Origin of the sequence: Myroides sp. JBRI-B21084, from assembly GCF_030545015.1 — a bacterium.
Lineage (GTDB): Bacteria > Bacteroidota > Bacteroidia > Flavobacteriales > Flavobacteriaceae > Flavobacterium.
On the sequence record NZ_CP120653.1, the window covers coordinates 146,072 to 170,677 of the forward strand.

Annotated in this window: 22 protein-coding genes; 14 read left to right on the forward strand and 8 right to left on the reverse strand. The window is 31.8% G+C overall.

Going from position 1 to position 24,606, the window contains the following annotated elements; all coding sequences use genetic code 11:
- Positions 1 to 37: 37 nt before the first annotated feature.
- The 8 genes from P3875_RS00700 to pdxH all read left to right on the forward strand — a co-directional run bounded on the left by P3875_RS00700 (position 38) and on the right by pdxH (position 6,524).
- Entirely contained in the window at positions 38 to 1,450 is a 1,413-nt protein-coding gene (locus P3875_RS00700; RefSeq protein WP_303444347.1) for an arginine decarboxylase, read from the forward strand.
- Between the two features lie 31 nt (positions 1,451 to 1,481).
- A complete protein-coding gene (locus tag P3875_RS00705) occupies positions 1,482 to 2,453 on the forward strand; it encodes a deoxyhypusine synthase family protein (RefSeq protein ID WP_303444348.1) in 972 nt (323 codons plus the stop codon).
- A gap of 80 nt (positions 2,454 to 2,533) precedes the next feature.
- Positions 2,534 to 2,977 carry a DNA primase gene (locus P3875_RS00710; RefSeq protein ID WP_303444349.1) on the forward strand — a complete coding sequence of 148 codons (444 nt, stop codon included), beginning with the start codon at positions 2,534 to 2,536 and terminating at the stop codon, positions 2,975 to 2,977.
- A gap of 114 nt (positions 2,978 to 3,091) precedes the next feature.
- Positions 3,092 to 3,640: a bifunctional pyr operon transcriptional regulator/uracil phosphoribosyltransferase PyrR gene (gene pyrR, locus P3875_RS00715; protein ID WP_303444350.1), complete on the forward strand. Its 549-nt coding sequence runs from the start codon at positions 3,092 to 3,094 to the stop codon at positions 3,638 to 3,640.
- 31 nt (positions 3,641 to 3,671) lie between these two features.
- On the forward strand, positions 3,672 to 4,598 hold the full coding sequence (locus P3875_RS00720) for an aspartate carbamoyltransferase catalytic subunit (RefSeq protein ID WP_303444351.1): 927 nt from the start codon (positions 3,672 to 3,674) through the stop codon (positions 4,596 to 4,598).
- Positions 4,599 to 4,619: 21 nt separating this feature from the next.
- Positions 4,620 to 4,946 (forward strand): ribonuclease Z, encoded by a 327-nt coding sequence (locus P3875_RS00725; protein ID WP_303444352.1) that lies wholly within the window; start codon positions 4,620 to 4,622, stop codon positions 4,944 to 4,946.
- A 23-nt stretch (positions 4,947 to 4,969) separates the two neighbouring features.
- A complete protein-coding gene (locus P3875_RS00730) occupies positions 4,970 to 5,875 on the forward strand; it encodes a ribonuclease Z (RefSeq protein WP_303444353.1) in 906 nt (301 codons plus the stop codon).
- A gap of 4 nt (positions 5,876 to 5,879) precedes the next feature.
- Positions 5,880 to 6,524 (forward strand): pyridoxamine 5'-phosphate oxidase, encoded by a 645-nt coding sequence (gene pdxH, locus P3875_RS00735; protein WP_303444354.1) that lies wholly within the window; start codon positions 5,880 to 5,882, stop codon positions 6,522 to 6,524.
- A 6-nt stretch (positions 6,525 to 6,530) separates the two neighbouring features.
- On the opposite strand, the gene P3875_RS00740 is transcribed toward pdxH, so the two are convergent.
- Positions 6,531 to 7,118 carry a hypothetical protein gene (locus tag P3875_RS00740; RefSeq protein ID WP_303444355.1) on the reverse strand — a complete coding sequence of 196 codons (588 nt, stop codon included), beginning with the start codon at positions 7,116 to 7,118 and terminating at the stop codon, positions 6,531 to 6,533.
- A gap of 166 nt (positions 7,119 to 7,284) precedes the next feature.
- Between P3875_RS00740 and P3875_RS00745 the strand changes: the two genes are divergently transcribed.
- Positions 7,285 to 7,971 (forward strand): prolyl oligopeptidase family serine peptidase, encoded by a 687-nt coding sequence (locus P3875_RS00745; protein ID WP_303444356.1) that lies wholly within the window; start codon positions 7,285 to 7,287, stop codon positions 7,969 to 7,971.
- A gap of 30 nt (positions 7,972 to 8,001) precedes the next feature.
- Here the strand turns inward: P3875_RS00745 and P3875_RS00750 are convergent, their stop codons facing one another.
- Complete coding sequence (locus P3875_RS00750; protein ID WP_303444357.1) at positions 8,002 to 8,643, reverse strand: hypothetical protein; 642 nt, start codon at positions 8,641 to 8,643, stop codon at positions 8,002 to 8,004.
- A gap of 130 nt (positions 8,644 to 8,773) precedes the next feature.
- On the opposite strand from P3875_RS00750, the gene ychF reads away from it, so the two are divergent.
- The 3 genes from ychF to P3875_RS00765 all read left to right on the forward strand — a co-directional run bounded on the left by ychF (position 8,774) and on the right by P3875_RS00765 (position 11,203).
- Entirely contained in the window at positions 8,774 to 9,868 is a 1,095-nt protein-coding gene (ychF, locus tag P3875_RS00755; RefSeq protein WP_303444358.1) for a redox-regulated ATPase YchF, read from the forward strand.
- A gap of 65 nt (positions 9,869 to 9,933) precedes the next feature.
- Positions 9,934 to 10,464: a hypothetical protein gene (locus P3875_RS00760; protein WP_303444359.1), complete on the forward strand. Its 531-nt coding sequence runs from the start codon at positions 9,934 to 9,936 to the stop codon at positions 10,462 to 10,464.
- A 58-nt stretch (positions 10,465 to 10,522) separates the two neighbouring features.
- A complete protein-coding gene (locus P3875_RS00765; RefSeq protein ID WP_303444360.1) occupies positions 10,523 to 11,203 on the forward strand; it encodes a TIGR02117 family protein in 681 nt (226 codons plus the stop codon).
- Positions 11,204 to 11,215: 12 nt separating this feature from the next.
- Here P3875_RS00765 and P3875_RS00770 read toward each other — a convergent pair whose 3' ends face one another.
- The 6 genes from P3875_RS00770 to P3875_RS00795 form a co-directional block, all read right to left on the reverse strand.
- Positions 11,216 to 11,572 carry a DUF2200 domain-containing protein gene (locus P3875_RS00770; RefSeq protein ID WP_303444361.1) on the reverse strand — a complete coding sequence of 119 codons (357 nt, stop codon included), beginning with the start codon at positions 11,570 to 11,572 and terminating at the stop codon, positions 11,216 to 11,218.
- A 31-nt stretch (positions 11,573 to 11,603) separates the two neighbouring features.
- Positions 11,604 to 12,560: a methylenetetrahydrofolate reductase [NAD(P)H] gene (metF, locus tag P3875_RS00775; protein WP_303444362.1), complete on the reverse strand. Its 957-nt coding sequence runs from the start codon at positions 12,558 to 12,560 to the stop codon at positions 11,604 to 11,606.
- Positions 12,561 to 12,736: 176 nt separating this feature from the next.
- Positions 12,737 to 16,444: a methionine synthase gene (gene metH, locus P3875_RS00780; protein WP_317622827.1), complete on the reverse strand. Its 3,708-nt coding sequence runs from the start codon at positions 16,442 to 16,444 to the stop codon at positions 12,737 to 12,739.
- Positions 16,444 to 17,601 carry a trans-sulfuration enzyme family protein gene (locus P3875_RS00785; protein WP_303444363.1) on the reverse strand — a complete coding sequence of 386 codons (1,158 nt, stop codon included), beginning with the start codon at positions 17,599 to 17,601 and terminating at the stop codon, positions 16,444 to 16,446. Before P3875_RS00785 ends, metH begins: the two co-directional genes overlap by 1 nt.
- 2 nt (positions 17,602 to 17,603) lie before the next feature.
- Positions 17,604 to 20,009 carry a bifunctional aspartate kinase/homoserine dehydrogenase I gene (gene thrA, locus P3875_RS00790; protein WP_303444364.1) on the reverse strand — a complete coding sequence of 802 codons (2,406 nt, stop codon included), beginning with the start codon at positions 20,007 to 20,009 and terminating at the stop codon, positions 17,604 to 17,606.
- A complete protein-coding gene (locus P3875_RS00795) occupies positions 20,006 to 20,968 on the reverse strand; it encodes an alpha/beta fold hydrolase (protein WP_303444365.1) in 963 nt (320 codons plus the stop codon). The genes thrA and P3875_RS00795 overlap by 4 nt, the downstream gene beginning before the upstream one ends.
- Positions 20,969 to 22,229: 1,261 nt before the next feature.
- Between P3875_RS00795 and ccoS the strand changes: the two genes are divergently transcribed.
- Both ccoS and ccoN read left to right on the forward strand, forming a co-directional pair.
- On the forward strand, positions 22,230 to 22,415 hold the full coding sequence (gene ccoS / locus P3875_RS00800; protein ID WP_303444366.1) for a cbb3-type cytochrome oxidase assembly protein CcoS: 186 nt from the start codon (positions 22,230 to 22,232) through the stop codon (positions 22,413 to 22,415).
- A 5-nt stretch (positions 22,416 to 22,420) separates the two neighbouring features.
- Positions 22,421 to 24,604, forward strand: coding sequence for a cytochrome-c oxidase, cbb3-type subunit I (gene ccoN, locus P3875_RS00805; protein WP_303444367.1), 2,184 nt, complete (start codon positions 22,421 to 22,423; stop codon positions 24,602 to 24,604).
- The last annotated feature ends 2 nt before the right edge of the window (positions 24,605 to 24,606 follow it).

Genomic DNA, 24,606 nt, shown 5'->3' on the forward strand with positions numbered 1-24,606 from the left:
GAAAAAAACTCATTATTAATTTTTAAGTAAGCTTTTTATGAATACAAAATATTTCGACCTAATAAACCAAACTTTTTACTTTCCACAAGAAGAATTTACATTAAATAAAGATAATTTAATGTTCCATAATATCGATTTAATGAAATTGGTAGAACAATACGGAACACCTTTAAAATTTACTTATTTACCACAAATTTCTAACAACATTAACAAAGCAAAAGGTTGGTTTAGACAAGCAATGGAAAAACATAAGTACGAAGGTAATTATTACTATTGCTATTGTACTAAAAGTTCGCATTTTGAATATGTGATGAACGAAGCTTTTAAAAACGATATTCACGTGGAAACGTCGTCGGCTTTTGATATTAACATTGTTGAAAATTTACTAGAAAACGGTAAAATAACAAAAAAAACCAATATTATTTGCAATGGTTTTAAACGCGACCAATACATTGAAAATATTGCACGTTTAATTAACAATGGTCATAAAAATACCATTCCAATTATTGATAATTACGAAGAATTAGATTTGTTACAAGAACAAATTAAAGGTAAATTTCAAATTGGTATTCGTATCGCATCAGAAGAAGAACCAAAGTTTGAGTTTTATACATCGCGTTTAGGTATCGGTTACAAAAATATTTTACCTTTTTATCGCAAAACGGTTGCCGAAAACAATAAAGTAGAACTTAAAATGTTGCACTTTTTTATTAATACTGGCATACGTGATACCGCATATTATTGGAATGAATTAAGCAAATGTTTAAAGGTGTACACCAACCTTAAAAAAGAATGTCCTACGCTTAATAGTTTAAATATAGGTGGTGGTTTTCCTATAAAAAACTCGTTAAACTTTGATTACGATTACGCCTATATGGTAGACGAAATTATTAATCAAATAAAAATGGCGTGCGAAGAAGCCGATGTTGATGTACCAAATATTTTTACCGAATTTGGGTCGTTTACAGTAGGTGAATCGGGTGGTGCTATTTACAAAGTATTGTATCAAAAACAACAAAACGATCGTGAAAAATGGAATATGATCGACTCATCTTTCATTACCACATTGCCAGATACATGGGCAATTAACAAACGTTTTATTATGTTAGCAGTTAACCGTTGGAACGATTCGTATGAGCGTGTACTTTTAGGAGGTTTAACTTGCGATTCAGACGATTATTACAATTCAGAACAAAACTGGAACGCTATATATTTACCTAAATTCAATAAAGAAAAACCATTGTATTTAGGCTTTTTTAACACTGGTGCATACCAAGAAACCATTGGTGGGCAAGGTGGTATTCATCACTGTTTAATTCCGCAACCAAAGCACATTTTAATAGATCGTGACGAAAACGGAATTTTAGCAACCGAAGTATTTTCTGAACAGCAAACAGCCGATGATGTTTTAAAAATATTAGGATATTCAAACAACAAACAAACAAAATAATAAAGTAAATAATAAAGTAAATAATAAAAACATGAAGGGTCCAATTTCTCAATTTATCGAACATAATTACCGTCATTTCAATGCTGCTGCTTTAGTAGATGCTGCTAAAGGATACGAGCAACATTTGTTAGAAAATGGTAAAATGTTAATTTCATTAGGTGGTGCCATGTCAACTGCAGAGTTGGGTGTGTCGTTAGCCGAAATGATTCGTCAAGATAAAGTGCATTTTATATCGTGTACGGGTGCTAATTTAGAAGAAGATGTAATGAATTTAGTAGCACATTCACACTACAAAAGAATACCAAACTGGAGAGATTTAACCCCAGTAGAAGAACGTGAATTATTAGACGCACACTTTAACCGTGTTACAGATACTTGCATACCAGAAGAAGAAGCTTTTCGCCGTTTACAACAACATTTAGAAGATGTTTGGAACGCAGCCGAAGCTAAAGGCGAGCGTTACTTTCCGCACGAATTTTTATATCAAGTAGTAAATTCGGGCGTTTTAGAACAATATTATGAAATTGATCCAAAAGATTCATGGATTGTAGCTGCAGCACAAAAAAACTTGCCAATTGTATGTCCAGGTTGGGAAGATTCAACAACAGGAAACATATTTGCTGCAAACGTAATTAAAGGAAATTTACAAGCATCTACCGTAAAATCGGGTATTGAATACATGATTTATTTAACAGAATGGTACCGTGCAAACTCTGGCGGTAAAGGGGTAGGTTTCTTCCAAATTGCAGGTGGTATTTCAGGTGATTTTCCAATTTGTGTTGTACCAATGATGTATCAAGATTTAGAGTGGGAAGATGTACCATTTTGGTCGTACTTCTGTCAAATTTCCGATTCAACAACATCATACGGTTCATACTCAGGTGCTGTGCCTAACGAGAAAATTACATGGGGTAAATTAGATATCGATACACCTAAATTTATGATAGAATCTGATGCTACCATAGTGGCACCACTTGTATTTGCTTATATATTAGGACAATAAAAAAAATAAAAAAAAGTTTCAAAACATTTGCATAATACCTTAATGCTATAGTATTTTTGAAGCACCTAACTAGTACAATAATGAAACGAATAATTGTTGATTACGCAAAATTAACAAACGAAATTTTAACCTTATTAGTCGAGAAATTTCCAGACGGATACGATGATGCCGATGTTATCCAATTTACCAATGCAAAAGGCGAGTTAATTGAAGCGGTTGAGGTACGTACAGAAGATACTATTTATTTAGTAAAAGTAAGTACTAAACTACAAGATCGTATTGAAAATTTTGACGAGGAAGAAGAAGAATTACCTGCAGTTGACTCTATCAACGTTAAAGACATTGATTTAGAAGAAGAAGAAGAGGAAACTAAACCTAAAAAATCGTCAAAGAAAAAAGCAAATAAAGCTAATGATGATGAAGAGCAAGACGACGACGACGATGAAGATTACGACGACGACGATGATTATGACGATGATGAAGATTACGACGACGATGAAGATTTTGACGACGACGATAAATAATAAAAAAAATCTAACTTTTTTAAGTTAGATTTTTTTTATACATAAAAATACCACTTAAACTGCTAAAAAAATTAATTATAAAATTGTAATTTTACAGCCAAACTACACATCGCTATGAGTTCAAAAATATTGTTAAATTCACAAGAAGTTAATATCATCTTACACCGTTTAGCATGCCAATTAATTGAAAAACACAACGATTTTTCAAACACTGTACTAATAGGTATGCAACCACGTGGTAAATTTTTAGCCCAAAATTTAACAGAAATACTAACAAACCATTACGGAATTGAAAACGTAGCTTTGGGTTATTTAGATATTACTTTTTTTAGAGATGATTTTCGTAGAAACGATAAACCATTAGAAGCCAACAAAACCCAAATTGATTTTTTAGTTGAAGATAAAAACGTTGTTTTTATAGATGATGTTCTATATACTGGGCGCAGCATACGTGCAGCACTAACTGCTATACAATCGTTTGGTCGTCCTAAAGAAATTGAATTATTGGTATTGATAGATCGCCGTTTTAGCAGGCATTTGCCCATACAACCAGATTACCGCGGCAGACAAGTTGATGCTTTTAACAACGAAAAAGTTAAAGTACAATGGATAGCCGAAGGTGCATCAGCAAACGAAGTATTTTTACTTTCAAATCCATCTTAAATAATAAACAACATCCAACAGCAAATTCAAAATGAAAGAATTAAGCGTTAACCATTTATTAGGTATTAAATACATAAACAAAAATGATATTGATTTAATATTTGAAGCTGCAGATCAGTTTAAAGAAGTAATCAATCGTCCTATTAAAAAAGTACCTTCGTTACGCGATATAACCATTGCAAATATTTTCTTTGAAAACAGTACGCGTACTAAATTGTCGTTTGAATTAGCGCAAAAACGCTTATCTGCAGATGTTATTAGCTTTTCTGCAGCACAATCATCCGTTAAAAAAGGTGAAACGTTAATTGATACCGTAAACAATATTTTATCAATGAAGGTTGATATGGTTGTAATGCGTCACAGCACACCAGGTGCGGCTCATTTTTTATCGCGCAATGTTAATGCAAGTATTGTAAACGCAGGCGACGGTGCACATGAACACCCTACACAAGCGCTTTTAGATAGTTTTTCTATTCGTGAACGTTTAGGTGAAGTAGGAGGTAAAAAAGTGGTGATTGTGGGCGATATTCTACATTCACGCGTGGCACTTTCTAACATTTTTGCACTACAAATGCAAGGTGCCGAAGTAATGGTTTGTGGTCCTAAAACACTTATTCCACGTTATATAACTAGTTTAGGTGTCACATACGAACCTAATTTGCGCAAGGCTTTAGAATGGTGCGATGTTGCCAATATGTTAAGGGTACAAAATGAGCGTTTAGATGTAAATTATTTCCCATCAACACGTGAATACGCGCAACAATACGGTGTAGATAAAAATTTATTAGAATCTTTAAACAAAGAAATTGTAATTATGCACCCAGGGCCTATAAATCGTGGAGTTGAAATAACATCAGATGTAGCCGATTCACAACAATCGGTTATATTAGATCAGGTTGAAAATGGAGTTGCAATTCGCATGGCTGTAATCTATTTACTTGCATCTAAAATAAAATAATTGTATTTTTAAAAGAAAAAAATGAAAGTAAAGGAAAAAAATAATGTAGTTATTTTTAAAAAAAGCGCTGAAGATTTTACAGTTTTTGCAGATAAAATAATAGAAAACGATCATGTTTTTAAAAACAAAAATGTATTAATTGATTTAGAAGAAATAGATTTGCGACCTTCACAAATTATACCTTTTGAAGCAATTGCAGTGATGCAAAAAAAGCAAAAAAAATCGTTTGTAATTGTTGCTAATGTTGATTTTGATGAAATTGGCGAAGAAATAATTGTAGTGCCTACCGTACAAGAAGGTTTTGATATTATTGAAATGGAAGAAATTGAAAGAGATTTAGGTTTTTAATCCACCTCTTTTATAAAAAAAGCATGAAAGTTAGTATTTTAGGTTGCTATTCTGCAACACCACGTACCATAACAAACCCAACAGCACAGGTTTTAGAAATTAACAACCAAATGTATTTAATTGATTGTGGCGAAGGTACGCAAGTGCAGTTACGCAAGCATAAAATTAAATTCTCACGCATTAACCACATTTTTATATCGCATTTACATGGCGATCATTTTTTTGGATTAATAGGTTTAATATCAACCTTTTCGCTTTTAAATCGCCCAAATGATTTACATGTTTATGGACCAAAAGGCATTAAAGACATTATATTACTTCAAATAAAATTAAGTAAATCGTACACCAAATACAATTTGCATTTTCATGAATTAGAAGCAACACAATCTGAACTCATTTTTGAAGACGATAAAATAGCGGTATATACTTTACCTTTAAAACACCGTGTTTACGCCAATGGCTTTTTGTTTAAAGAAAAACCAGGTTTACGCCGAATAAATTTTGAAGAAGCTAAAAAATATCCTATCGAAGTATGTTATTTTAACAAATTAAAACAAGGTTTTAACTTAACGCAAAAAAACGGTGATGTAATTAAAAATGAATGGGTAACGTTTGACCCGTTACCAACACAATCTTACGCATTTTGTTCGGATACCATTTATAACGAAGAACTAATTCCGTTAATTGAAAATACCGATGTGTTGTATCATGAAAGTACTTTTTTAGAAAAAGATATTGAAAAATGTATTCCTACAGGGCATTCAACTGCTAAGCAAGCGGCAAGTATTGCCAAACAAGCAAATGTAAAACATTTAATTTTAGGGCATTATTCTACCCGTTATGCAGATATTCAACTATTTAAACAAGAAGCTGAAGCAGTTTTTACCCCAGTTTTATTAGCAGACGACGGTTTGGTTTTTAAATTTTAAAGCAATGAACGATTTAAGTAATTACAGAAAATCATACGATAAAAGCGAATTGTTAGAATCGATGATTGATGAAAATCCAATGATGCAATTTCAAAAATGGTTCTACGAAACCGAGCAATTTGGTGGAGTAGATGAAGTAAATGCCATGAGTGTTTCAACAATAGGGTTAGATGGTTTTCCTAAAACGCGCATTGTTTTACTTAAAAAGTACGATGAAAACGGCTTTACTTTTGTAACTAATTACGATTCTGAAAAAGGAAAGGCTTTATTGCAAAATCCGCACATTTGCTTGTCGTTTTTCTGGCCTTCCATTGAAAGGCAGGTCATTATTAAAGGATTAGCCGAAAAACAATCTGAAGCTTATTCAGAAGGATATTTTCATTCACGCCCCAAAGGCAGTCAGTTAGGTACCGTTGTATCGCCTCAAAGTCAAGTAATTCCAAACCGAGAATTCTTAGATAACAAACTAAAAGAACTGGAAAATCAATATGAACATTCTGAAGTTAATAGACCAGAAAATTGGGGTGGTGTTTTAGTACGCCCTGTTTCAATAGAATTTTGGCAAGGTCGCCCAAACCGTTTACACGATAGAATTATTTATACATTGTTACCAACGGGCGATTGGCGTATTGAACGCTTGGCACCGTAACTTTTTTTAATTAAATTGTACGTTTACAATTCGCAATTCGTTAGCATCAATAATTTTATTAGCGTTAAAATCGGTTAAAAAAATAAAAGTTAAACGGTTGGTTTTTAATTGTTGCATTGGTAAATCTTTACCATTTAAGTAGATTCTATTTATTTGCCATTCAAAAGTACCCCAATCTGTTTTGTTTGTAACCATTTCGGTGTTTCTACTCATCTCATTTTCGTAAAATAGCAAATGATGCATATAGTTATCTACTACAGCCGAAAAATAAAAACCATCTTCTTCAACAGCTATTCTGTTTGAATTTTCAAAAAAAGGAATCAAGCTAATGGGCATGCCTTCTTCAATATTATATAAAGGCATTTTTTCTTGAATAATTGTAGCCTTTAAACCTTGATTTTCATCATTAAATTTCCGGAAAATTTTACTTGTAAAACGTATTTTAAAAGGTTGCTTTTGCAATGTTATTGTTTCGTTTTCTTTAAAAACAACTTGTGTTTTGTTGTTTTGTATAAAAGTAATTTCGTTATCAAAATTTTGAGCAGTTGTTAGCTGAACAAAGCAAATTAAAGCAAATAAGTAAATGTTTTTCATATAGTTATAAAAATTACAATATACTTTAAAAAGGATGAGTTTCCAAATGAAATATAAATAAGTGTATACGTGGTGTTAAATTATATATAATGCAATAAATGTTTAATTTTAGATGTGTTTATTACATAATTTGCAATAAATATTATATTTGTATAAATTTAGAATTATGAAAATTGTATTAAAATTAGTTTTTATTTTAATAAGCACATTTGCTTATTGCCAACCCAAAGCCATATTAAACAAAACTACGTATCAATTTTGGTTAAACGAACCTAAAAAAGTAACCGATAAAATGCCTCTAATTGTTTTTTTACACGGGCGCAGTTTATCTGGAACCAACATAGAAAAAGTAAAACGATACGGTGCTTTAAAAGGGGTAGAAAAAGGGCTAGATATACCTGCTTATTTAGTGGCGCCACAATTACCTTCGGGGCCATGGAACCCAGAACGAGTTGACGAAATTGTTAATTATATGGTTAAAACGTATAATATTGATGAAGAAAGAATTTATGTTACCGGTATGAGTTTAGGATCGTACGGTACCATGAAATACGTTGGGGCATATCCTAATAAAGTAGCTGCAGCAGTATCTATTTGCGGTGGCGGCGATGTTAACGACGCATGTAATTTAGCGCAAGTGCCTATAAAGGTAATTCACGGCGATAAAGATTTTATTGTGCCGTTATCAGAATCGCAAAAAATTGTAAATGCCGTTAAAAAGTGCAATAAAAATGCACCAATAGAATTTCAGGTAATTAAAGGGGGCAGTCACGGTAGTGTAGAAGATTTTTACCGCCATCAAGAACTTTATAATTGGTTGTTACAACATTCTAAAACTAAAAATACATTATAAAAAAAGTGAACTCAAAAATGAGTTCACTTTTTATTTATTCATTTTCTTCCAATTTTTTACATAATCAAAAACTTGGTTATATGAAAACTCTCCAAAATACGCATTGTAATCTCCGTTTGGAAAAATAATTACAAAGCTTGCGAATTGATGGTGAAATTCACTAAAAAAACGCTTTTCAATTTCGTGATTTGGGTCTTTTTTCCAATCAATAAATTTGTTTCCTTCATATACATTTGTTGATTCTTTTTTAAATACAAATAATGTTTGCCCATTTATAGTTTTTTGTAATTTATTTTCAAAAACATTGGTTTCATCTTTAAAAATTTGCAAACCATTCAAATCGGGATTTCTAGATATATTTGTAACATCAGGCCCGGGATAATAGTAAATAAATAAGGGTTTTTTAAAGTCTAATTGAGTTTTTAAATTATTGTTTAAATAAATTACAAGTTCTGTATAATCTTTTATTTTTCCAGATTTTTCGCGGTTTTTTATCAATCTATAAACAGTACCATCGTCATTTTGACCAACCAAAACGCCTTTGTTATGATATTTTTGAAATTCATAATAACTTATTTCTTTTCCATCAAAATTTAAATAAGAAATTTTAGATTTTTGCGCAAAACACAAAACAGGAAAAATCAATAAAAGTAAAAATGTAAAGTTTTTCATAATAAGTAATTTATATCAAATGTATCTATTTTATTATAAAATCCAAACTGTTAGTTTATTGCTTACAAAATCCAATTAAAAACGATATATTTGCACCGTTTAAAAAATCGATATAAAATAGCACAATTATATGAAAGCAGGTATTGTAGGATTACCAAACGTAGGAAAATCAACTTTGTTTAACTGTTTGTCAAACGCAAAAGCACAAAGTGCAAATTTTCCGTTTTGTACCATTGAACCAAATATTGGGGTTGTAAACGTACCAGATCCTAGAATTAATAAATTAGAAGAATTAGTAAAGCCAGAACGTGTGCAAATGGCCACTGTTGATATTGTTGATATTGCAGGTTTGGTAAAAGGTGCTAGTAAAGGCGAAGGTTTAGGTAACCAGTTTTTAGGAAATATTCGCGAATGTAACGCTATTATTCACGTGTTACGTTGTTTTGATAACGATAATATTGTGCATGTTGATGGTAGTGTTGATCCAATACGCGATAAAGAAACCATTGATATAGAATTGCAATTAAAAGATTTAGAAACGGTTGAAAAACGCTTAGAAAAAACTAAAAAAGCGGCTAAAACGGGTAATAAAGATGCACAAGTTGAAAGTGCTTTACTAGAACGTATTCGCGAAGCTTTATTGCAAGCAAAATCGGCAAGAACGGTTGTTCCTCAAAATCAAGACGAAGAAAGTTTAATGCAAGATTTTCAGTTAATTACATCAAAACCAGTGTTGTACGTGTGTAATGTAAATGAAGAAGCTGCAGTAAACGGTAATGAATACGTTGAAAAAGTAAAAGAATTGGTAAAAGATGAAAACGCCGAAGTGATTGTTCTTTCGGTTGGTGCTGAAGCTGATATTACCGAATTAGAAAGTTACGAAGAGCGTCAAGTTTTCTTAGAAGATATGGGATTAACTGAACCAGGTTCGGCGGTATTAATTCGTGCAGCGTATAAATTATTGAATTTACAAACGTATTTTACAGCAGGTGTGAAAGAAGTACGAGCTTGGACCATTAAAATTGGCGATTCTGCTCCAAAAGCAGCTGGTGTAATTCATACCGATTTTGAAAAAGGGTTTATACGTGCCGAAGTTATTGCTTATGATGATTATGTAAATTACGGATCTGAAGCTAAAGTTAAAGAAGCAGGTAAATTACGTGTAGAAGGTAAAGAATATATTGTTAAAGACGGCGATATCATGCATTTCCGTTTTAATGTATAAAATTTTGTAAGCCGAATTTTTAATTCGGCTTTTTTATTTAAAACACATCATAACATCCTATTTTTATGTACAATCGTTTCAACTTTTTTAAAAATACATTTGCCGTTTTTACAAAGGTACATCAGCCAAATAACTACACCAAACCGCATTATAAAAGCAAACACAGTAGTAGCTATTTTTTTACAAACGAGGGTGTTTTTAGATTTTCGAACCATTGGGGTAGAGTAGGTAATTGCCGTTGGCGACTTGATGAATTAGATTACAAACAACAAACATACTATTGGGGGTTTTGTAGCTGGGATAATTTTTTTGCTAATAACGAAGATGAAAAACTGTATTTTATTGAAAAAGTAGCCCAAGATAAATATACGTTTAATCATAAAAGTAATGCAAATAACACAAATGTAGTATTTAGATCGGCAACAGAATCAGCTAAAGTTTTAAAAAAAATTAACGAGCTTAACGAAAGCGATGCTTGGGCAAAACACTTACAGTTTTCTGATTTTAATTTTTTAAAAGATTATTTTATAACGCAATTAATCACTACCAACAAATCGTTTGTTAAAATAAAACAAGATTATATAAATGATATCTAAAAAAGCTGTGTGTAAATAAAATATTTGTATCTTGTAATTCAAAAAAAATGAATTACAATTGAAAACATTTAAAAAAATTGTGACGTATTTAGCATATGTATTAGGTTTCTTTATAATTTATTTGGTTTTTGCTACAGCGGCATCATATATAGCAACAAATAAAAACCAAGCAAAAAATGCAAACCAAAATTTATCTATTTATATAAAAACAAACGGTGTACATACCGATTTGGTACTTCCTTTTTTTAATGAAACGTATGATTGGCGTACGTATTTAAACCCAACACTTACCCCAAACAAACGCAACACTGCACAATGGGTTAGTTTTGGTTGGGGCGATAAAGGTTTTTATTTACAAACACCCGAATGGAGTGATTTAAAGCCAAGTGTTGCGTTTAAAGCAGCTTTTTGGTTAAGTGAATCGGCCATGCATGTAACGTATTACGATACGGTTAAAGTCTCGGATGATTGCATAGAGATTAAACTAAATGAACAACAGTATAAACAACTTTGTACATTTATTTTAAATAGATTTGATAAAAATCAAGATAAACTACAGCTTATAAATACCGATCAAAACTACGGCCCTAACGATGTTTTTTACGAAGCAAAAGGTCGTTATAATTTGTTTTACACCTGTAATACTTGGGCAAATAATGGCTTAAAAGCAGCTGGTTTAAAAGCAGCATTTTTTACCCTATGGGATAAGGGTATTTTTTATCATTACAAGCAAAAATAAGGAGCAGTTTAATTATTTGCGCAAAATTTTATCCATACTTCTGCCTTTTGCTAATTCATCAATTAATTTGTCTAAATAACGTACTTTTTTAAAAATATCATCTTCAATATTTTCAATTCTATCACCGCAAATTACACCTGTAATTTTGTGAGCATTGGCATTTAATTCAGGTGCATTGTTAAAAAAATCGGCAAAAGTAGTTTCATTATTTAAAATCATTTCTAACGCTTGAGCGTTGTACCCTGTAAGCCAAAAAATAATTTCGTCAACTTCTTCTTTCGTTTTTCCTTTGCGTTCTGCTTTTGTAACATAATGTGGGTAAACCCCTGCAAATTTCATGTTATGTACGCGTTCAACCGGACTTTTCATATATAATATTTTAAGCTAAAGTACAAAATTATTAAAAAACTGCGGTTGCAACATTTTTAACTGTATCCGATTTTCCCATTGAATAATAATGAACAAATGGTATACCTGCTGCAATAATTTCTTTACTTTGTTGTATACACCATTCTATACCAATTTGTTTAACGGCGTTGTTTGTTTTTGCTTTTTGAACTTCGGTAACTAACGCATCAGGTAAATCTACTTTAAAACGATATGGAATTATGTTTAATTGATTTTTTGTTGTTAATGGCTTTAACCCAGGAATAATAGGTACTTTAATACCAGCTTTTCTGCAACTTGCAACAAAATCAAAAAACTTGGTATTATCAAAAAACATTTGTGTAACTATGTAATTTGCACCTTTTTCAATTTTTTGTTTTAAAAACTGCAAATCTGTATCAAAATTAGGTGCTTCCATATGCTTTTCAGGGTATGCCCCAACCCCAATACAAAAATTAGTATTGTGCGTGTTTTCAAGTTCATCATCTAAATAAATACCATTGTTTAATTGGGATATTTGTGTAACTAATTCCGAAGCATATTTATGTCCGTTTTTTTCAGGTTTAAAGTAAATTTCACTCTTAACAGCATCGCCACGCAAAGCAACTACGTTGTCAATACCTAAAAAATTTAAATCAATTAAAAAATTTTCGGTATCTTCTTTAGTAAATCCCCCACACAAAATATGTGGTACTGCATCAACCTTATATTTATTTTGTATAGCAGCACAAATACCCACCGTTCCGGGGCGTTTTTTAACAATTTTTTTCTCAAGCAATCCGTTTCCAACATCTTTGTAGGTATGTTCTTCGCGGTGATACGTTACATCAATAAACGCGGGGTTAAATTCCATTAACGGATCAATTGTATCAAAAATACACTGAATGTTTTGACCTTTTAAAGGTGGTAAAATTTCAAACGAAAATAAAGCTTTTCCGTTTGAATTTTGTATATGTTCGGTAACTTTCATTTTTTATAATTATTTAGGCGTTACCCTTTCGGGTCGGGCAGAACTTCGTTCGCAAGTTTCGGTAAAACAACATTTAGTTGCTTTTTCTCATTTGTGCTACTAGTTTTTGTTCATTCTTCACAAAAAGCTTTTCACTTTAATCCCTAACGCAAATTTTTGTTAATACTTAAAATTCGTTATTCATTAATATTTGGACCAAGCCATTTGGCAGCTTCGTTAAAACTGATGCTTCTACGTTGAGCATAATCTTCCACCTGATCGTTTTTAATTTTACCCACACCAAAATATTTAGCTTCTTTATTAGCAAAGTAATATCCCGATACCGATGAAGCTGGCCACATTGCCAAACTTTCGGTTAGTGTTACACCAATTTCCTCAGCAACATTTAAAACGTTCCAAATAGTGTTTTTTTCTAAATGATCAGGACACGCTGGATAACCAGGAGCAGGACGAATGCCTATGTACGATTCATTAATTAAATCGTTATTGGTTAATTGTTCTGTAACAGCATACCCCCAAATTTCTTTTCGTACTTTTTCATGTAAATATTCAGCAAATGCTTCTGCAAATCTGTCGCCCAATGCTTTAACCATTATTGCGTTATAATCGTCTTGTGCAGTTTCATATTCTTTGGCTTTTTCTTCAACTCCAAAACCAGTACTTACACAAAACAATCCAACATAATCGTTTATTCCCGTTGATTTTGGAGCAACAAAATCTGCTAACGCAATATTTGGTACATTGCCCGATTTTTGAGCCTGCTGACGCAATGTTAACAACGTTGCTATTACTTCGTTTTTTTTATTTATCAAAGCAATATCATCATCGTTTATTTGGTTGGCTTTGTAAATTCCAATAATTCCTTTGGCTTTAAACCATTTTTCTAAAACCACTTTGTTTAACATTTTTTGAGCATCGTTAAATAAAATGGTAGCTTGTTCGCCCACAATGTTGTCGTTTAAAATATCGGGGTATTTACCAAAAAGCTGCCACGATCTAAAAAAAGGTGTCCAATCTATATACGGTACCAATTCTGATAAATCCACGTTCACCTGTTTTTTACCAAGAAAATTAGGCTTGACAATTTGTTGAGAATTCCAATCTATTTTGAATTTGTTTTTGCGGGCATCGGTTATTGAAATGTATTTTTTTTCATGAGCACGATTTAAGAAATCAAAACGTAATTTTTCGTATTCGTCTCTAATGTTTTGTTTGTAAATTTTGTTTTTATCGGGTTGTAATAAATTGTTAATTACCGTTACAGCACGCGAAGCATCGTTTACATGTACAACTGTTTGTGTATATTCGGGTGCAATTTTTACGGCAGTGTGTGCACGTGATGTTGTTGCACCGCCAATCATAATTGGAATGTTGGTTTGTTTTTTTTCTAATTCTTTTGCTAAATGAACCATTTCATCTAATGATGGAGTAATTAAACCGCTTAAACCAATAACATCTACCTGTTCTTTTATCGCTGTTTCAATGATTTTTTCAGGTGGAACCATGACACCTAAATCAATAATTTCAAAATTATTACAAGCTAAAACTACGGCAACTATGTTTTTGCCAATATCGTGCACATCGCCACGAACTGTTGCCATTAGTACTTTACCAGCCGATGAATTTTTTGTTACACCATTCTTTAATTTTTCTTCTTCAATAAAAGGCAATAGATAAGCAACTGCTTTTTTCATTACCCGAGCCGATTTTACTACCTGTGGCAAAAACATTTTTCCCGAACCAAACAAATCGCCAACTACATTCATACCATTCATTAAGTATTGTTCAATTACTTGAATAGGTCTTTCTACAGTTAGCCTTGCCTCTTCTACATCGGTGTTAATAAATTCCTCTATACCTTTAACCAAAGCATGTGTGATACGTTTTTGTAAACTTTGTGATCTCCATTCTAAAATTTTTTCTTCTTTAATTTTAGTTTCACCTTTTAAATGTTCTGCAAAATCAAGTAATCTTTCGGTTGCATCGCTTCTACGGTTTAACAACACATCTTCAACAAAAACAAGCAATTCGGGGGTTACTTCATCGTATATTTCTAGTAGTTCAGGATTTACAATTCCCATGTTCATACCGTATTGAATTGCATGATACAAAAATGCAGCATGTAACGCTTCGCGCACACTATTGTTGCCGCGAAATGAAAAGGAAACATTGCTTACACCGCCCGAAACATTTGTGTATGGTAGATTTTTACGAATCCATTTTGTTGCACGAAAAAAATCAACAGCATTATTATTGTGTTCTTCCATTCCTGTGGCTACTGGGAATATGTTTGGATCGAAGATGATGTCTTGTGGTGGAAAACCAACTTCGTGAACCAAAATGTCATACGATCGTTTACAAATATCAATTCGTCTTTGATAGGTGTCTGCTTGTCCCGTTTCATCAAACGCCATAACAACAACTGCAGCGCCATAACGCTTAATTAATTGAGCTTGCTGAATAAATAGTTTTTCACCTTCTTTTAAACTAATAGAATTTACAATTCCCTTGCCTTGAATGGTTTGTAAACCAGCTTCTATAATTTCCCATTTAGAACTATCTATCATTATAGGAACTCGGGCAATGTCTGGTTCAGATGCAATTAAGTTTAAAAAATTAACCATTGCTTCTTTGCCATCTAACATTCCTTCGTCCATATTGATGTCGATAATCTGTGCGCCGTTTTCAACTTGTAAACGCGCAATATCTAAAGCTTCTGAGTAGTTTTCTTCGTTTATTAATCTCAGAAATTTTTTAGAACCTGTAACATTGGTTCGTTCGCCAATATTTATAAAATTTGATTCTTTTGTTACAAAAAGAGGTTCTAAACCAGAGAGCGTTAAAATAGGTTTCGGTTTTATTTCATCAATTTCCCTATTGTTTCTTAATGCATTGTACTGCGTAACGGTATTGGCAATTAAACGAATGTGTTCGGGATTAGTGCCACAACAACCGCCAATTATTTGTACCAAATCTTCCTTTAAAAAATCGGCAATAAATTGTTGCATTTCGTCTGGCGATTGGTCGTATTCGCCAAAGGCATTTGGTAGACCTGCATTTGGATGCGCCGAAATATTTACAGATGTGTGCTGTGCCAACTGTTTTAAATAAGGTTTAAGTTGCTCTGCACCTAAAGCACAGTTAAAACCGATACTTAACAACGGAATATGCGAAATTGAAATTAAAAAAGCATCTACTGTTTGTCCTGATAACGTTCTGCCTGAAGCATCGGTAATTGTTCCAGAAACCATGATTGGAATATCGATATTTCTTTCGATTTTTACTTCTTCAATTGCAAACAAAGCAGCTTTTGCATTTAAGGTATCAAAAATAGTTTCAACCAAAAGCAAATCACAACCACCGTCTAGCAATGCTTCAATTTGTTGTTTGTACGCTATAAGTAAATCTTTAAATGTAATAGTGCGATATCCCGGATTGTTTACATCGGGACTCATTGATGCTGTGCGGTTTGTAGGTCCAATTGATCCAGCAACAAACCGAGGTTTGTTGGGCGTGATTTTATCAAATTCATCACAAACTTCTCGTGCAATTTTAGCCGACTGATAGTTTAATTGATATACATAATCTTCTAAATAATAATCGGCCATACCTATTGTTGTAGATGAAAAGGTATTGGTTTCAATAATATCGGCACCAGCTTGTAGGTATTTTCGGTGAACTTCTTTAACTGCTTCGGGCTGTGTTATAGAAAGTAAATCATTATTTCCTTTTAACGGATGTTTAAAATCTTGAAATTGCTTGCCACGAAAGTCATCTTCGGTAAACTGATATGCCTGTAACATGGTACCCATGGCGCCATCTAAAACCAAAGTTTTGTGTTTTATAATTTCGGTAATAGATTTTTTATTACAAATTGTTTCCATTATAAAAAGGCATTATTTAGTTCGGTTATAATATCATCAATATGCTCTAAACCAACGGAAATACGTATTAAACCTTCGGTTAAATTAGCTTGGGCAAGTTCGGTAGCGTTTAACTTACTGTGTGTTGAGGTAGCTGGATGGGTAACAATAGTACGCGTATCGCCTAAGTTTGCCGATATTGAAAACAATTTTGTTGAATTGATAAACTTTTTACCAGCTTCTTTACCACCTTTTAACTCAAAAGCAATAATGTTTCCACCTAATTTCATTTGTTTTTTTGCAATTTGATATTGCGGATGTGATGGTAAAAATGGATATTTCACAAAGGATACCGCCGGATGGTTTTCTAAAAATTGAGCTACTTTAAACGCGTTTTTGCAATGTTTTTCTACTCTAATAGCTAATGTTTCTAAACTTTTAGAAAAAATCCAGGCATTGAAAGGTGCAAGGGAAGGCCCTGTGTTACGCGAAAAAAGGTAAATTTCGCGTATTAAATTTTTTAAGCCAACCGTTATACCACCTAATGCTCTGCCTTGCCCGTCGATTAATTTTGTAGCCGAATGAATTACCAAATGGGCGCCAAAATTAATAGGGTTTTGTATGATTGGGGTAGCAAATGTATTGTCAACAATTAATAAAAGGTTGTGCTTTTTAGCCAAATTGCCTAAAAATTCTAAATCAATTAATTCAACACCAGGGTTTGTAGGTGTTTCAACAAACAAAATTTTAGTGTTTGTTTGTATTTTAGATTCAATGGTTTCAACCTTATTAATGTTGAAATATGTTGTTTCTATGTTCCATTTTGGTAGATATTTAGTGAATAAAGTGTGTGTTGAACCAAAAAGGCTACTTGCCGAAACAATATGATCGCCACTGTTTAAAAAAGGTATTAATGTATTGTAAACAGCAGCCATTCCGGTTGCAAAAGCAACACCATCTTCGGCATTTTCTAGCATTACCATTTTTTCAATAAACTCTGTTACGTTCGGGTTGCTAAAGCGTGAATAAATGTTTCTGTCTTTTTCTTCGGCAAAAGAAGCACGCATATCTTCGGCGTCTTCAAAAACAAAGCTTGATGTTAAAAACAAAGGCGAACTATGTTCTAAATAATGTGTGCGTTCTGTTTGTTGTCTTATTGCTAATGTTTCTTTTTTCATAATTATTTTTTTTCTGCTAAACGTAAAATATCTCCAAAAACCCCGCGAGCTGTGACATGTGCCCCCGCACCTGCACCTTGAATAATAATGGGTTTTTCGCCGTAAGATTCGGTATAAATCTCAAAAATACTATCTGAGCCCGATAATTGGCCAAGAGCCGAATTTTTATTAACTTTAATTAGTTTAGTTTCTAATAAGCCTTTTTGTTGTTGTAAATCGCCCGATAATTCACCAACGTATCGCAAAACTTCGTTTGGTTGCAGTTGTTTTTTAAGATTGTTATAAAAGGCATCTAAACCATTTAATTGTTCTAAGAAATTTGAAACTGATAGCGTTTGAAATTCGTTTGGAATTAAGTTTTGAATTGTTATATCGTGTAATTCATTTTCTAAATCTAATTCACGAGCAAGAATTAATAATTTACGTGCAACATCTGTACCCGACAAATCATCACGTGGATCGGGTTCGGTATATCCATTTTTAACAGCATCTTTTAAAACTTCTGAAAAAGGAATTTCTTCAACAGAAAATCGATTAAAAATGTAACTTAAAGTTCCAGAAAAAACACCTTTTATTTTAGTAATGTTTTCGCCGGATAAATGCAATAATTTAATATTGTCAATTAAAGGCAAACCTGCACCAACATTGGTTTCGTATAAATATTGTTTTTGATTTGTTTTTAAATTTTCGCGTAAATTTTTGTAAAAATCAAATGATAAAGTATTTGCAATTTTGTTTGATGAAACAATATCAAATCCATTACTTATAAAATTATTGTAACAATTTGGAAGTGATGCTGCAGCTGTATTATCAATTAAAATTAAATTTTCTAAATGATGTTCTTTTGCATAATTAATAATTGTTGAAAGCGAATGAGGTTGTGTTTTTTTAAAATGTTCTTGCCAGTTTTTGTTGAACCCATTTGAGTTAAAGTAAATAGACTTTGAATCTGCAATTGCAAAAATGTTTAAATCGATGTTTTTACGTTTAGAAATTTGATCTTTTGATGCAATAATTTGATCAATTAACACGCTACCAACAGTTCCTTTACCAATTACAGCTATGTTTACCGTTTTATTTACACCAAAAATTTGTCCATGAATTACATGCAATGCTTTTTTAAATTGTTGTTTTTCTATTACTAAGCTTATGTTTTTGCCAGAAACTGAATTGTTAAATAAGATAGGAGTAATGCCGTTTTTTACCAATGCACTATAAGGTTTGTGAAACGATTTTAAATCCTGACCAATAATTGAAACAACAGCAATATTGTTGTTAATGCTAATGTTTTCAACATCTTTGGTATAAAAGTCATACTGAAATTCTTGTTCTAGTAATTCTTTTGCTAAAAGGGCTTCTTCGTTATTCACAACAAATCCTAGACCACGTTCAGACGAACCTTGTGCAATTACGCTTACACTAATGTTGCTTTTTGCTAATGCATTAAAAATTCGGGCATCAACACCTACTTTACCAAATAAACCTTTGCCATGAAAATTAATTAAAGCCACGTTTTCAAGTACAGTTAACGATTTTACTCCAATTGGTGTTGGTTCATCAGAAATTAACGTTCCTGTGCTTTGTTGGTTTAAAGTATTTAAAATACGTAAAGGAATTTTCTTTTCAATTAAAGGAACAATGGTTTTTGCATGTAAAATAGATGCACCTAAAGTTGCTAATTCATTTGCATCACTGTAGTTAAGCTGTTCAATTCGTTTAGCCGATGCTACCCATTCAGGGTTTGCGGTATAAATACCATCAACATGAGTAAAATTTAAAAATTCTTCTGCTTGAATAAAGTTTGCTATTAGTGACGCCGTTAAATTGCTGCCATTTCTGCCCAATGTTGTAATGTCGTTTTCTAAAGTACTACCAACAAATCCACCTAAAATAATTAAGTCATTGGTTGTTAATTGGTTAAATAATTTTGTGGTGGCTATTTCTGTCACCGTTTCGTTTACGTTAGCAGATCCAAAATTAGCATCGGTTTTAATTATTTGCGTACTATCTACGTAAGTGGCTTTTAATTTGTTGTTTATTAATAATTGTGTGATTACTTTGGAGCTGATGAGTTCGCCTTGGGCTAACAATAAATCTTGTACTTTTAAGCTGTAATCTTGAATTAACGAAACGCCATGTAAAATGTTTTCAATTAATTTAAAATGCTCATCGGTATTAATTTCAGGGTAAAAGTTTAATGCTTTAAGTTTTTTTAAATCTTTGGTGTAAGTTTTGTTTTCTTTTGCTTTTTTTAGCATTTCTAATAACAAATCGGTTGTATTTCCAATTGCAGAAACAACTATAATTAATGATGATTTTTGTAAATGGCTAATTATAATATTTATAATATTTTGGTTAGTATGTAAACTAGCTAATGATTTGCCTCCAAATTTTAATACTTTGCTCATAAATAAGGTGTTAATATGTTGTTTAATTTTTCTTGTTCTATTAAAAAAGCGTCGTGCCCGTGTGTTGAATCTAATGAATGATATGAAACATTTTTGCCGATTTTTTTAAGTGATTTAGCCCATTCTAATTGATAATTAGGATGAAACAACCAATCGGAAACGATGCTTATAATTACAAATTGCGTATGGGTATTTTGCGCTGCTTTTAAATAATGCTTTTTACTGGTTGTTTTTCCTATTGATCCTAACAAGTGGTTCATTATTTTGTATGATTTTTTAGGAAAACGTTTTTTTAAAGCTTTGCCATGGTAAAGTAGCCACTGTTCTACAGTATTAGTATTTACTTTAAATTTATTGTTTATATCTAAAGCGTTTCGGTAGAACAACATCGACCACATTCTACTAAGTTCGTATCCCTTTTTTTGCTCTAAAAGCGCACTTTGTAAATACGTAACAGCTTTAATCCAATCATCTTTAAATGGACAAGCAGCAATACTAAACAAAGCATCAAATAAGCTAGGTTGTTCTTTCCACATTTCCCAAGCAATTACGCCGCCTAAACTGCCACCAATTATTAAAAGATCTTTTTTTAATTCTAATTCATTCAACAACCATAAGTTAATTAAAGCAATATCTTTAATTGTTACTTTTTTTATTGAATGTATATTTTCGTGGGTATTTGTTGCAAATCCGTTTCCTAAAGTATCAATACATAAAAGGTTGTATTTATTGGTATCAATAACTTTTAACGATCCCACTAATTCTTTCCACCAACCGTTTTCACCGGTAACTGTACTGTTTCCAGTTAGTGCATGTAAAATAATGATTGTTGGTTTAGGTTTGTTATAATCACAAATCCACTGAAAACTAATTTCGCAGTTAGCATCAGAAAAGTGATTGGTAAAATTTTTAGGAATTAATTTTTTGTTCATGGTTTGTTCCATAAAAAAATCCTTCATGGCTATACCTGAAGGATTTTATAAAAGGTTTATAATTAGGTATAGGTCAACTTGATGCTTTACGCATCATTCGCATTGTTGATCCCATTAGGTTTTTAGATGTTGTCATTATAAATATATAAATTACACTGCAAATGTAATGTAATATTTTCTGTGTGCAAGTTATTTATAAGAATATTTTTCTTTTAAACAGGTTGTTGTGTTGTTTTTGTTAGAATAAAAATCTATATAAGTTGTTTATTTTAGATTTTTTTACATATAATTTTTTTAATTACAAATAACTTAATCTATTAAAAACAATGTTATCTGAATTAATTTTTTTTTAAACGAAGTTTAAAGACATAAAAAAAAGGAGAAACTATTAATTTTTCCCTTTATTGTAATATCGTAGACTTTAATTAAAAGCTGTCATTATTCAATTATTTTTTTTAACTCTAAAAAGTTTTTATTATCAATTTTTATAGTTTCTAGATTTGATTTTAGGGTAAATTGCATTTCACAATCAAAACAAATTTTGGAAATAGCCACAATTGAATCATTTTTTTTGAAGATCAAAATATCTCTATAAATAGGAATACATTTTGAATCTTCAAATGAAATTTTATTTTTATAAATCCTTTTTACTTGTAAAAATAATTCTGGATTAATATGTTTCTTTTTAGGATAATTTTTTTCGATATCCTGATACGTTTTATTAATGTCTGTGATATAATTTTCACTTAATAATTTAATGAGGGCATAACTTTTATCTCTTATTTCAGCAGTTTCAATTAAATTATTAAAGGTTTCGTCTGAAATTTCTTTTTAAAAATGTTCAATAGAATCAAATTCAAGATTTTTATTTTGACATGCGATATTTATAAATAAAATAAAAAATATAAATATTCAAAGTTATAAAATAGTTTACTTTTTTCTATTAAAGGTTAGTTGCACAACTTTTAACAAATCTTAAATTTTTTTAAAGTTAATAAAATGTGAATTTTTAGCTATGTAAAAGTTTTTTTTGAGTTGTTTTAATTTTTATTTGCTTTTTTGTTAAAAATAAAAGTTATTTCGTGTTGTTTTTTGTTTAATTTTATAAAGCGTTTAATTGTTAATAATTACTTAAAATATTAAAAAGTTTAAATTTTATGAACTGTTTTTTTTCAAATGCTGTTTTGTTTTAAATTGTTCATTTACCTAGTGATTAAAAGCCCTTAAACTGATATTTATCATATTTTAAACCAACACATAAAATTAACTTTGAACAAAGATTTTAGGTATGGGCGTAATTTACATTTTAATATGCATTAGCATATTTGTTGCAGCCATTTTTCTGGTTCTCTTCATTAAATCAGTTAAAAGTGGACAGTTCGATGATCAATATACTCCTTCTGTAAGGATGTTGTTTGACGACGAACTTCGATCAAAAAAAGAAAAAAATAACAAAAACAATCAAATTAATTAGTATTTATGGAAGTACAACAGTTTTATTATGACAACAAAATTGTTAAAAAATTCCTCTATGCTGCAATTCTATTCGGAGTTGTAGGTACTTTAGTGGGTTTGCTTTTAGCAGTAATGTTTATTTTTCCGAATATTACCGATAATATTCCGTGGTTAAGTTTTGGTAGAATTAGACCATTACATACCAATGCAGTTATTTTTGCCTTTGTAGGAAATACCATTTTTGCAGGGGTATATTATTCATTGCAACGTTTGCTTAAAACGCGTATGTACAGCGATGTTTTAAGTAATATTAATTTTTGGGGGTGGCAGTTAATTATAGTTGCCGCTGCAATTACTTTACCGTTAGGTTTTACATCATCAAAAGAATATGCCGAATTGGAATGGCCTATTGATATTGCCATTGCCTTTATTTGGGTGGTTTTTGGTATTAATATGATTATGACCATTTTAAACCGTAGAGAGCGCCATTTATATGTAGCTATTTGGTTTTATTTAGCAACTTTTGTTACGGTAGCTGTTTTACACATTTTTAATAATTTAGAAATGCCTGTAAACTTGTTTAAATCGTATTCTGTTTACGCAGGGGTACAAGATGCTTTGGTGCAATGGTGGTATGGGCATAATGCAGTTGCATTTTTCTTAACAACACCTTTCTTAGGTTTAATGTATTATTTTTTACCTAAAATTGCCAACCGTCCCGTTTACTCTTATCGTTTATCAATTATACACTTTTGGTCGTTAATATTTTTATACATTTGGGCAGGTCCTCACCACTTATTATATACAGCATTACCAGAATGGGCACAAAATTTAGGGGTTGTATTCTCTGTAATGCTAATTGCTCCGTCTTGGGGTGGTATGATTAATGGTTTGTTAACTTTACGTGGCGCTTGGGACAAAGTAAGAACCGAACCTGTATTAAAATTCTTTGTAGTTGCTGTTACAGGTTATGGTATGGCTACTTTTGAAGGGCCAACGTTATCTCTTAAAAATGTAAATGCCATTGCCCACTATACCGATTGGATTGTTGCTCACGTACACGTTGGTGCGTTGGCATGGAATGGATTTATGGCTTTTGCAATCATTTATTGGTTGTTGCCACGTATGGCTAACACGCAATTATATTCTAAAAAGTTAGCAAACTTTCACTTTTGGATTGGTACATTAGGTATTATTTTATATGCAATTCCATTATACGTTGCTGGTTTTCAACAACACATGATGTGGAAACAATTTAACCCAGATGGTACTTTAAAATACGGTAACTTTTTAGAAACTGTAACGGCTATCATGCCAATGTATGCAATGCGTGCAATTGGTGGTACCTTATATGTAATTGGTATTTTAGTTTTGGTTTACAACATTTACAAAACAATGTCGGCAGCCGATGCAATTGAAGACGAATTAGCAGAAGCACCAGAATTAACACGTATAGCACCTAATCGCATCAAAGGAGAACGTTTCCATGCTTGGTTAGAGCGTAAACCAATTCAATTAACGGTTTTAGCAACAGTAGCCATTTTAATTGGTGGTATCATTCAAATTGTTCCTACTATTGTTGTAGATTCTAACATTCAAACTATTTCAAGTGTTAAACCTTATACACCGTTAGAATTAGAAGGACGCGATTTATACATACGTGAAGGCTGTGTAAACTGTCACTCGCAAATGGTTCGTCCGTTTAGAAGTGAAGTAGAGCGTTACGGCGAATATTCAAAATCGGGTGAATATGTATACGATTATCCATTCTTATGGGGTTCTAAACGTACAGGTCCAGACTTACACCGTTTAGGTGCAAAATATTCAGATAACTGGCATTTTAACCATATGTACGATCCACAAAGTACATCGCCTGGTTCTATAATGCCTGCTTACAAATGGATGTTTAAAAACCAAGCAATGGATGTTTCAGAAATTGAAACTAAAATGCGCGTTATGCAAAAATTAGGTGTGCCATACACCGATCAAGAAATTGCTAATGCTAAAACAAATATGAAGAAGCAAGCTGAAAAAATCGAGAAAAACTTAATGAATGATCCTGATTTTGTGAAATCGTACAACGAAAGTAAAAAAGCAGCAGCTGCGAGTGGCGATCAATTTGTACCAATGAGCGAACGTGAAATTACCGCACTTATTGCATATTTACAGCGATTAGGTACCGATATTAAAGTAAATGAAAAAAAATAACG

Bases quoted from the DNA above. Each gene is read 5' to 3' on its own strand.
- P3875_RS00700 (WP_303444347.1), top strand. From the start codon at position 38: ATGAATACAAAATATTTCGACCTAATAAACCAAACTTTTTACTTTCCA.
- P3875_RS00705 (WP_303444348.1), top strand. From the start codon at position 1,482: ATGAAGGGTCCAATTTCTCAATTTATCGAACATAATTACCGTCATTTC.
- P3875_RS00710 (WP_303444349.1), top strand. From the start codon at position 2,534: ATGAAACGAATAATTGTTGATTACGCAAAATTAACAAACGAAATTTTA.
- pyrR (WP_303444350.1), top strand. From the start codon at position 3,092: ATGAGTTCAAAAATATTGTTAAATTCACAAGAAGTTAATATCATCTTA.
- P3875_RS00720 (WP_303444351.1), top strand. From the start codon at position 3,672: ATGAAAGAATTAAGCGTTAACCATTTATTAGGTATTAAATACATAAAC.
- P3875_RS00725 (WP_303444352.1), top strand. From the start codon at position 4,620: ATGAAAGTAAAGGAAAAAAATAATGTAGTTATTTTTAAAAAAAGCGCT.
- P3875_RS00730 (WP_303444353.1), top strand. From the start codon at position 4,970: ATGAAAGTTAGTATTTTAGGTTGCTATTCTGCAACACCACGTACCATA.
- pdxH (WP_303444354.1), top strand. From the start codon at position 5,880: ATGAACGATTTAAGTAATTACAGAAAATCATACGATAAAAGCGAATTG.
- P3875_RS00740 (WP_303444355.1), bottom strand. From the start codon at position 7,118: ATGAAAAACATTTACTTATTTGCTTTAATTTGCTTTGTTCAGCTAACA.
- P3875_RS00745 (WP_303444356.1), top strand. From the start codon at position 7,285: ATGAAAATTGTATTAAAATTAGTTTTTATTTTAATAAGCACATTTGCT.
- P3875_RS00750 (WP_303444357.1), bottom strand. From the start codon at position 8,643: ATGAAAAACTTTACATTTTTACTTTTATTGATTTTTCCTGTTTTGTGT.
- ychF (WP_303444358.1), top strand. From the start codon at position 8,774: ATGAAAGCAGGTATTGTAGGATTACCAAACGTAGGAAAATCAACTTTG.
- P3875_RS00760 (WP_303444359.1), top strand. From the start codon at position 9,934: ATGTACAATCGTTTCAACTTTTTTAAAAATACATTTGCCGTTTTTACA.
- P3875_RS00770 (WP_303444361.1), bottom strand. From the start codon at position 11,572: ATGAAAAGTCCGGTTGAACGCGTACATAACATGAAATTTGCAGGGGTT.
- metF (WP_303444362.1), bottom strand. From the start codon at position 12,560: ATGAAAGTTACCGAACATATACAAAATTCAAACGGAAAAGCTTTATTT.
- metH (WP_317622827.1), bottom strand. From the start codon at position 16,444: ATGGAAACAATTTGTAATAAAAAATCTATTACCGAAATTATAAAACAC.
- P3875_RS00785 (WP_303444363.1), bottom strand. From the start codon at position 17,601: ATGAAAAAAGAAACATTAGCAATAAGACAACAAACAGAACGCACACAT.
- thrA (WP_303444364.1), bottom strand. From the start codon at position 20,009: ATGAGCAAAGTATTAAAATTTGGAGGCAAATCATTAGCTAGTTTACAT.
- P3875_RS00795 (WP_303444365.1), bottom strand. From the start codon at position 20,968: ATGAAGGATTTTTTTATGGAACAAACCATGAACAAAAAATTAATTCCT.
- ccoS (WP_303444366.1), top strand. From the start codon at position 22,230: ATGGGCGTAATTTACATTTTAATATGCATTAGCATATTTGTTGCAGCC.
- ccoN (WP_303444367.1), top strand. From the start codon at position 22,421: ATGGAAGTACAACAGTTTTATTATGACAACAAAATTGTTAAAAAATTC.